10 protein-coding genes are annotated in these 8444 nt (G+C 74.2%); all 10 read right to left on the bottom strand.

Annotated features, from left to right (window positions below; translation table 11 throughout):
• Nucleotides 1-37 precede the first annotated feature (37 nt).
• The 10 genes from rpsO to ACTUAL_RS31205 all read right to left on the bottom strand — a co-directional run bounded on the left by rpsO (nt 38) and on the right by ACTUAL_RS31205 (nt 8359).
• Nucleotides 38-307: a 30S ribosomal protein S15 gene (gene rpsO / locus ACTUAL_RS31250; RefSeq protein WP_096498046.1), complete on the bottom strand. Its 270-nt coding sequence runs from the start codon at nt 305-307 to the stop codon at nt 38-40.
• 125 nt (nt 308-432) lie between these two features.
• Nucleotides 433-894 carry a 2'-5' RNA ligase family protein gene (locus ACTUAL_RS31245; RefSeq protein WP_440902740.1) on the bottom strand — a complete coding sequence of 154 codons (462 nt, stop codon included), beginning with the start codon at nt 892-894 and terminating at the stop codon, nt 433-435.
• Nucleotides 891-1370, bottom strand: a complete 480-nt coding sequence (locus ACTUAL_RS31240) for a helix-turn-helix domain-containing protein (RefSeq protein ID WP_015804522.1) — start codon at nt 1368-1370, stop codon at nt 891-893. Before ACTUAL_RS31240 ends, ACTUAL_RS31245 begins: the two co-directional genes overlap by 4 nt.
• A gap of 100 nt (nt 1371-1470) precedes the next feature.
• Entirely contained in the window at nt 1471-2403 is a 933-nt protein-coding gene (locus ACTUAL_RS31235) for a bifunctional riboflavin kinase/FAD synthetase (protein ID WP_096496516.1), read from the bottom strand.
• 404 nt (nt 2404-2807) lie between these two features.
• Nucleotides 2808-3644: a tRNA pseudouridine(55) synthase TruB gene (gene truB / locus ACTUAL_RS31230; protein ID WP_440902741.1), complete on the bottom strand. Its 837-nt coding sequence runs from the start codon at nt 3642-3644 to the stop codon at nt 2808-2810.
• A 135-nt stretch (nt 3645-3779) separates the two neighbouring features.
• Nucleotides 3780-5099: an MFS transporter gene (locus ACTUAL_RS31225; protein WP_096496518.1), complete on the bottom strand. Its 1320-nt coding sequence runs from the start codon at nt 5097-5099 to the stop codon at nt 3780-3782.
• Between the two features lie 91 nt (nt 5100-5190).
• On the bottom strand, nt 5191-6507 hold the full coding sequence (locus tag ACTUAL_RS31220; RefSeq protein ID WP_096496519.1) for an MATE family efflux transporter: 1317 nt from the start codon (nt 6505-6507) through the stop codon (nt 5191-5193).
• 65 nt (nt 6508-6572) lie between these two features.
• Nucleotides 6573-7583, bottom strand: a complete 1011-nt coding sequence (locus tag ACTUAL_RS31215) for a DHH family phosphoesterase (protein WP_096496520.1) — start codon at nt 7581-7583, stop codon at nt 6573-6575.
• Between the two features lie 10 nt (nt 7584-7593).
• Nucleotides 7594-8043, bottom strand: a complete 450-nt coding sequence (rbfA, locus tag ACTUAL_RS31210; protein ID WP_096496521.1) for a 30S ribosome-binding factor RbfA — start codon at nt 8041-8043, stop codon at nt 7594-7596.
• A 19-nt stretch (nt 8044-8062) separates the two neighbouring features.
• Complete coding sequence (locus tag ACTUAL_RS31205) at nt 8063-8359, bottom strand: DUF503 domain-containing protein (protein ID WP_096496522.1); 297 nt, start codon at nt 8357-8359, stop codon at nt 8063-8065.
• Between the last annotated feature and the right edge of the window lie 85 nt (nt 8360-8444).

The raw sequence follows: 8444 nt of genomic DNA, 5'->3' as shown, positions 1-8444 counted from the left end.
GGGTGTGCCCGGCCCGTAACCCCCCCTTCGGCGCGGATCACCTGCGCAGGCCGAGGCGCTGGATCAGCGTCCGGTAGCGCGCGATGTCGGACTTCTTGAGGTAGTCGAGCAGGCGGCGGCGACGGCCGACCAGCAGCAGCAGACCACGACGCGAGTGGTGGTCGTGCTTGTGCTTCTTCAGGTGCTCGGTCAGGTCGGAGATGCGCTTGCTCAGCAGCGCGACCTGCGCCTCGGCCGAACCGGTGTCCGTGTCGTGGACGCCGTACTCGGTGAGGATGGTCTTCTTCTGCTCGGTGGTCAGTGCCACTTCGTGGTGCTCCTCAATCGCCTGGAAATCGGTGCCGTGGAGCCCCGGCGAACCGGGGTAGGCGGTGCTGGCCGCCACGGACCGCAGCCAGACCCAACGTGGTAGGTTACCAGCAGTTGCGGCCACTAAGCCGAAGGCGTGGCCAATTGCACCCGCTCGAGAACGGTGTAGCCGACTCCCAGCTCGCTCCGGACCAGCGCGACCTCACCCGCCGTCCACTCCGCGCCGGTGAAGTCCAGCCTGGGGAACCGCTTGGCGCGCCGCGACCTCGCGATCGTGACGTGCGCCTGCCAGTCCGGGAGCGCGCCCGCCGCGCGGGCCAGCGGCTCCACCTCGCCCTCGACCCCGACCCACAGCACGCCGGGGAAGTGCCCGCACCCGCTGAACCGCACGGACGGGGCAGCCATTCCCTCGAACGGGGTCAGCTTGCCGTCCGGGTCCGCCTCGCCGTGGAAGCACAGCGTGAGGTGCCACCGCTCGGACGGGGACCAGCGCAGCTCGGGGTAGCCGGGCCGCACCTCGGCCAGCGCCCGCTCCAGCTCCGCCACCGCCTCGGGCGGCGGGAACAGGGCGGTGAACAGCCTCAACGGGCCCGGCCCGCCCTGCGCAGCAGGTCCGCGAGCGCCGGGAAGTCCTCGCCCAGCACGTCGGCCGCCTGGAACAGCTCGCGGCGGTCGGCGATCCGGCGCAGGTACGGCAGCAGCGCCGTCTCGTCGTCGGCCCCGTTGACCGGCAGCGAGTCGCGGCTCACCGTGGGCTTGGAGTCGCGCACCTCGTCCAGCGCCCGCTGGAGCGCCTCGGGCGCGCCGGTGGCCACGTCCGGGGTGAGGACCTTGCGCTCCAGCATGATCATCCGGGCGAGCACGGCCGGGTTGCCGATCTTCGCGCGCCGCCCGCTCATCACCTGGCTGAGCATCGGGGCGCTGATCCCCAGCACCTCGGCGAGCTGAGCCTGGGAGACGTTGAAGGCCACCACCAGCCTGCGCACCCGGTCCCCGAGGGGTTCCCCGTACCACTCCCGCTGCAGAGCGAGGTTGCGCTGGACGATCTTGTGGTCCTCCACGTTCGTTCTCGCCCTCCCGGTACCACCCGATGTCGTGAACGTATCCTGCCAAACCCGCGGCCCGGACGAGGCCGGTTCCGCTGACCTGGTCAGATGTCGATCAGGCGTCCGGGAGCTGGACGCGCGCGTCCGCCACGTCCCGGTGCATCTGCTCGACGAGCGCCTCGACGCCGTCGAACTTCACCATCCCGCGCAGCCGGGCGACGAAGTCGAGCGCCACGGTCTGGCCGTACAGGTCGTCGTCGAAGTCGAGCACGTACGCCTCGACGCGGCGCTCCTTGCCGGAGAACGTGGGGTTGGTGCCCACGGACACCGCCGCGCGCATCGTCGGGTGCCCGTCCCGGACGAACCAGCAGGCGTACACGCCGTCGGCGGGCACCGCGGCGGACTCGGGCAGCGACATGTTCGCGGTGGGGAAGCCGAGGTCGCGACCCCGGCCGTCACCGCGCACCACGACGCCCTCCAGTCGGTGCGGCCTGCCGAGCGCGGTCGCGGCGGCTGCCACGTCGCCCGCGTCGATGCACGCCCTGGTGTAGGTGGAGGAGTAGGTAACCCCGTCGTCGGACAACAGATCCGCTCCCTCGGTCACGAAACCGAACCTCTGCCCCAGCTCCCGCAGCAGTTCGACGTTGCCCGCCGCCCTGCTGCCGAAGGTGAAGTTCCGGCCGACGACGACCGCTGCCACGTGCAGCCGGTCGACGAGGACCTCGTGGACGAACTCGTCGGCGGGCATCCTGGACAGCTCGGGGGTGAAGGGCACGACGCAGAAGACGTCGACGCCCAGCGCCTCCACGAGCTCGGCCCGCCTGCGCAGGTCGGTGAGCTTGGCCGGGTGGCTGCCCGGCCGCACGACCTCGGCCGGGTGCGGGTCGAAGGTCATGACGACCGACGGCACGCCGCGCTCGGCCGCCGTCTCCACCGCGCGCCGGATGAGGGCCTGGTGGCCGCGGTGCACGCCGTCGAACGAGCCGACGGTCAGCACGCAGCGCCCCCACCCTCCGGGGATCTGGTCGAGTCCTCGCCACCGCTGCACGGGGTGCAGCCTACGGGCAGCGGTGACGCCCGCCGCGCGCGCTGTCCCCCGTCCGGTGATCACCGGGCGGCGGGGTGGGAGCGGGGGCGGGGGTCGCGGCGGGCGGACGGCGCACGTCAGCGCGGGTGATCATGGTCGGTGGCGGTGGGGCGGGCGGTCGCCGGGCGGCGGGCGCGGTGGCTGCGGGGTGACGCGCGTCATGCCGGGTGGTGCGGGGGCGCGGATCACCCGAGCGGGGTCGCCTGCGCGGGCGGGGGTGCGCGGGGATCGCGGGCAACCGTGGCGGGCGGGGTGGAGCGGACCGCCGGGGCGGGCCGGGGTCCCCCCTGGGAACGGGCCGCCCGCCGGTCCACCCTGGACGGTGGGCCGGCGGACGGCTGGGATTGCGCGGCGGAGGTGGGCGGTCAGCCCGCGGGGGTCAGGACGACGACCGGCTTGGCCAGCGGGCCCTCGTCCTTCGCCAGGGCGACCACGTGGCCGTCCGGGCCGAACACGCCGTAGGTGCCCTCCACCCCGCCCGCGCGCAGGCGCTGGCCGTGGGACAGGGCGACGACCTCGCTGGGTGTGATCTCGCGGCGCGGGAACGCCGCCGACACCGCGGCGTCCAGGTCGAGGGACAGGCCGGGCTCGTCGGCGAGCTGCTCCAGGGTCCGGGCCACGCGCAGGTCGAACGGGCCGACCCTGGTGCGGCGCAGCGCGGCCAGGTGGCCGCCGACGCCCAGGTCGGCGCCGAGGTCGCGGGCCAGCGCGCGCACGTACGTGCCGGAGGAGCACTCGACCAGCACGTCCAGCTCGGTCGCGTCGGCCTCGCGGCGGATCGACAGCACGTCGAACCGGTGCACGGTGACCGGGCGCGGCGGCAGCTCGACCTCCTCGCCCGCGCGGACGCGGGCGTAGGCGCGCTTGCCGTCGATCTTCACGGCGCTGACCGCGCTGGGCACCTGCTGGATGGCGCCGGTGAGCTTGGCGACGCCCGCGCGGATCGCGTCCTCGGGCACGGCGGTGGAGTCCGCCTCGGACAGCACCTCGCCCTCGGCGTCGTCGGTGGTGGTGGAGGCGCCGAGGCGGATCGTGGACAGGTAGGCCTTGCTGTCGAGCGCGAGGTGGCCGAGCAGCTTGGTGGCGCGCTCGACGCCGAGGACGAGCACGCCGGTGGCCATCGGGTCGAGCGTGCCCGCGTGGCCGACCTTGCGGGTGCCGAGGATGCGGCGCACCTTGGCGACCACGTCGTGGGAGGTCATGCCGTCGGGCTTGTCCACGACGACGAGACCGGGCGGAACAGCGGGGCGGGGAGATGCGGGCACGGCGGGACATCCTATTTGCCGTCCGCGCGCCCGCCCCTCCGGAGTGGGGGACGGTCGCCCGGACGGGCGGGATCAGGCCGCGAGGCGCATGTCGAAGCGGCCCCGGCGGATCTGCACTGGCACCTCCTCGCCCCGGTCCTCGGCGGCGAACACGGCGGCGCGGGCCCGGCGCCACCACACGACCGTGCGCCAGGTGCCGAGCACCAGCACGACGGCCGCGGACAGCAGCGCCACCCGGTACGCCTGCGCGGGCGGCAGGAACGACACCACGTCCAGCAGCACGCCGATGACCAGCGCCATGACGGTGATCGCGGCGAACCCGCCGACGTTCGCGACCCCGGTCGCGGTGCTCACCCGGTGCAGCGGGTTGTAGTCCCTGACCAGCGCGAACGCCACGCTGGACGCGGGACCGCCGAGCGAGAGCAAGCCGAACGCGACCGGCAGCAGCGGCTGCGGCAGCACCCCGCCCGGCCAGCCGAGCAGCACCGCCCAGACGCCCACCGCGACGGCCAGGTACCCGCCGACGAGCGGCATCCGCCACTCCGGGTTGCGGGCGATGACCCCGCCGAGCACCGGCCCGGCGACCAGGCCGACCACGACCATCACGCTCAGCACGGCCGACGCGCTCGCGGCGGGCATCCCCTGCGCCTCGACCAGGTACGGGTAGCCCCACAGCAGGCTGAGCAGCATGGGGGTGGACATGGTGGTGAAGTGGACCCAGAAGCCGAGCCGGGTGCCGGGCACGTGCCAGGCCTCGGCGACCTTGCGGCCCACCACGCTCAGCCGCACCCGCTCGGGCTCCGGCTGCGCGACGCCGTCGGGGCTCTCCCGCACCTTCAGCGCCACCACGGCCGCGTAGGCGGCGGTGGCCGCGCCCGCGACCAGGAACGTGGTGGTCCAGCCGATGCCGTCGAGCATGAGGGTCAGCGGCACGGTGGCCGCCAGGTTGCCGATCGCGCCGAGCGCGGAGGACAGCGACATCACCACGGTGAACCGGCGCGGCGGGAAGTGCGCGGCGGCCAGCCGCAGCACGCTCACCCAGGTCATGGCGTCGCCGACGCCGAGCACCGCGCGCGCGGCGAGGCCGAGCGGGTACGAGTGCGCGAGGGCGAACAGGGTCTGCCCCAGGCCCATGACGAGCGCGGCGGCGACCAGCACGCGGCGGGGGCCGAACCGGTCCACCAGCAGCCCGGTGGGGATCTGCATGGCCGCGTACAGGCCGATCTGCAGCACGGTGAACGCGCCGAGCGCGGCGGACCCGACGGCGAACCGCTCCCCCGCCTCCAGGCTGGCGACCCCCAGCGAGGTGCGGTGGAACAGGGCCGCGACGTAGACGACGACGGCGGTGGACCAGATCAGCCACGCTCGGCGCGTGGCGCGATCGACCGGCAAGACCTCACAACTCCTCGGGCGGTGCGGGTGTCGACACTCCTTCCATCGACAACCATTGTTTACCGTTAACAATTCCGGCGGGCAACGCTCGTCACACGGCCGCGCCGGGAACCGCCCACCTGCCGGAGCGGGTCCGCAGCACCACGGCCACCAGGCGCAGCGCCATGAACGCGGACAGCCCGGTCCAGATCCCCGACAGGCCCCACCCGAACGCCAGGCTCAACCAGATGAGCGGCAGGAACCCGGCGGCGGCCGACAGCAGCGTCGCGGTGCGCAGGAACGCCGCGTCGCCCGCGCCCAGCAGCACCCCGTCGAGCGCGAACACCACCCCGGCGATCGGCTGGAGCGCCACGAAGAACCACCAGGCGTTCGGGATCTCCCCGAGCACGCCCGCGTCCCCGGTGAACAGGCCGGGGAGCACCCCGGACAGCGCGGCGAACAGCACCCCGAGGCACGAGCCGAACACCAGCCCGTACCGGGTGACCTGCCGCGCGAAGCCCCGCGCGTCCTCGCGCCGGTCCGCGCCGAGGAACGCGCCCACGATCGACTGGGCGGCGATGGCCAGCGAGTCCAGCACGAGCGCCAGGAACGTCCACAGCTGGAGCACCACCTGGTGCGCGCCGACGGCGGCGACCGAGGTCCGGGCGGCCACCGACGCCGCCGACAGGAAGCACGCCTGGAACGCCAGGCTGCGCAGCACCAGGTCGCGGCCCACGCCGAGCTGGGCGCGCATCAGCGCGGGCGCGGGCCGCAGCGGCGCCCGCTCCACCACCAGCGCCCGCAGGAACAGCCCGGCGGACAGCAGCTGGGCGACCACGTTCGCCACCGCGGAGCCCTCGAGGCCCCAGCCCGCGGTGTGCACCAGCAGCGGGCACAGCACCGCCGACACCGCGTTGCCGAGCAGCACGTACCGCAGCGGGCGGCGGGTGTCCTGGACCCCGCGCATCCAGCCGTTGCCCGCCATCGTCACGAGCACCATCGGCGCGCCGAACAACGCGATCCGCAACCACGACACCGCCTCGGCCGCGACGACCTCGTCGCCGACCAGCAGGCGCGCGGCGGGCCCGGCGAGCAGCTGCCCCAGCACGATCACCAGCGCGCCGACCGCCAGCGCCAGCCAGGTCGCCTGCACGCCCTCGGCCACCGCCTCCGCGCGGCGACCGGCGCCGAACAGCCGGGCGGTGCGCGCGGTGGTGCCGTAGGACAGGAACGTCAGCTGCGTGGCGACCTGGGTGAACAGCACGCCGCCCAGCGCGAGACCGGCCAGCGGCAGCGCGCCGAGGTGGCCGACGACGGCCGTGTCCACCAGCACGTAGAGCGGCTCGGCCGCCAGCACCACCAGCGCGGGCGCGGCCAGTCCGACGACCCTGCGCGCTGGAACCCGTTCGACCACCACTCGCACCCCCATGCTCGACCGGGATCAGCCAAGCACAGGGGTGAGCGGATTCCGGACGGTCCTTACCGGCGCGGGCTCTACCGGCGCAGGTCGCGCGGTTCGCCCGCCGCGGCCACGACGGTCTCCAGCGCCTGCCGCAGCCGCTCCAGCACCTCCTCGGCGCTCCCGGCGGCGGTGAACCCGGCGGCCAGCCGGTGCCCGCCCCCGCCGAGCAGCTGCGCCACCTCGCGCACGTCCACCCGGCTCACCGCGCGCAGCGACCCCGACCAGCGGCCCGGACGCAGCTCCTTGAGCACGGCGGCGACCTCGGCCTCGGTGGTGGTGCGCACCAGGTCCACGACGCTCTCGACCTCCTCGGAGCGCAGCCCGGCCGCGTCCTCCAGGGTCACCACGGCGTGCACCAGGCCCAGCCCACCGGCGGCCGACGGCTCCAGCCGGGCGCGCCCGAGGACCCCGGCGAGCATCGCCAGGTAGCCGAAGGGGTGCGAGTCCATCAGGGAGCGGGCGAGCGCCTCGCCGTCCACACCGGCCGCGATCAGGCGCGCGGCCACCAGGTGGGTGGACTCGGTGGCGTGCCGGAACGAGCGGGTGTCGGTGACCAGGCCCGCGTAGACGCAGCGGGCCACCGGCTCGTCCAGCTCCACGCCCAGCTCGTCGAGCACGCGCAGGACCACGACGGCGGTGGCCTCGGCGCGGTCGTCGACGATGTTGATCGTGCCGTAGCCGGGGTTGGACACGTGGTGGTCGATGACCACCACGTGCTCGGCGGTGGCGATCCGGCCGCCGAGGTGGCCGAGCCTGCCGACGCTGCCGCTGTCCAGGGCCACGAGCACCTCGGGGCGCTCGGGCACCTGCGACGGCGGCACCAGCAGGCCCGCCACGTCCAGCCCCGCCAGCGAGCGGGGCACCTCGGCGGGTTCGGAGAAGGACACCCGAACGGTCGCGCCGCGCCGGTGCAGCGCCAGACCGAGGGCCAGGGCGCTGCCCAGCGCGTCGGCGTCCGGGTTCACGTGCCCGAGCAGCGTGACGTCTCGGGCCCGCTCCAGCACGCGTGCGGCTGCGGCGACGGCCGCGTTCAGGTCATCCACGACCCGAACGCTAGTCGGACTCCTCCACCTCACGCGCGGCCTTGTACGGATCCGCTTCGCCCGCGGGCTTCGCGTCGGAGGCGATGCGCGCCACCTCGGCGTCCAGCTCGCGGGCCTTGGCCAGCAGCTCGTCCATCTTCCGGGCCTCGTCGGGCACGGTGTCCGTGACGAAGGTCAGGGTCGGCGTGAACCGCACCCCGGTCTGCTGGCCGACCGTGCTGCGCAGCACGCCCTTGGCCTTCTCCAGTGCAGCCGCGGCGCCCGCGAGGTCCGGCTCGGAGTCGAGCTTCTCGCCCAGCACCGTGTAGTACACCGTCGCGTCGTGCAGGTCGCCGGTCACCTTCGTGTCGGTGATCGTGACCCTGGCCAGCCTGGGGTCCTTGACCTGGTGCTCCAGCGCGGACGCGACGATCTGCGAGATCCGCTTGGCCAGCTTGCGAGCCCGTGCCTGGTCGGCCACGGCGCTCCCTCCTCTTCCGCTACTCGTCCTCCGGCCCGACCAGCCTGTGGCGGGCGGAGAGCAGTTCCAGTTCGGGGCGTCCCGCGACGAGCCGCTCGCAGGCGGCGAGGACATCCCTGACATGCTCCGCGTCGGCGGCGGCGACCGCCACTCCGATCAGGGCGCGCCTGTGCAGGTCGAGGTGGCCCGCCTCGGAGGCGGACACCTCGAACTTGCGCTTCAGCTCGGCCACGACGGGCCGAACCACCGATCGCTTCTGCTTGAGCGAGTGCACGTCGCCCAGCAGCAGGTCCAGCTCCAGTGCTCCTACGTACAAGTGTCAGACCGCTGTTTATCCACCGCGGCGGGTGCGCTATGGGACTTGCGGAACGGGACACGGGGCCGCCACCAGGGCGGCCCCG

The sequence above is a fragment of the Actinosynnema sp. genome (assembly GCF_052038725.1).
This window is presented reverse-complemented; position numbering and strand designations above follow the sequence as displayed.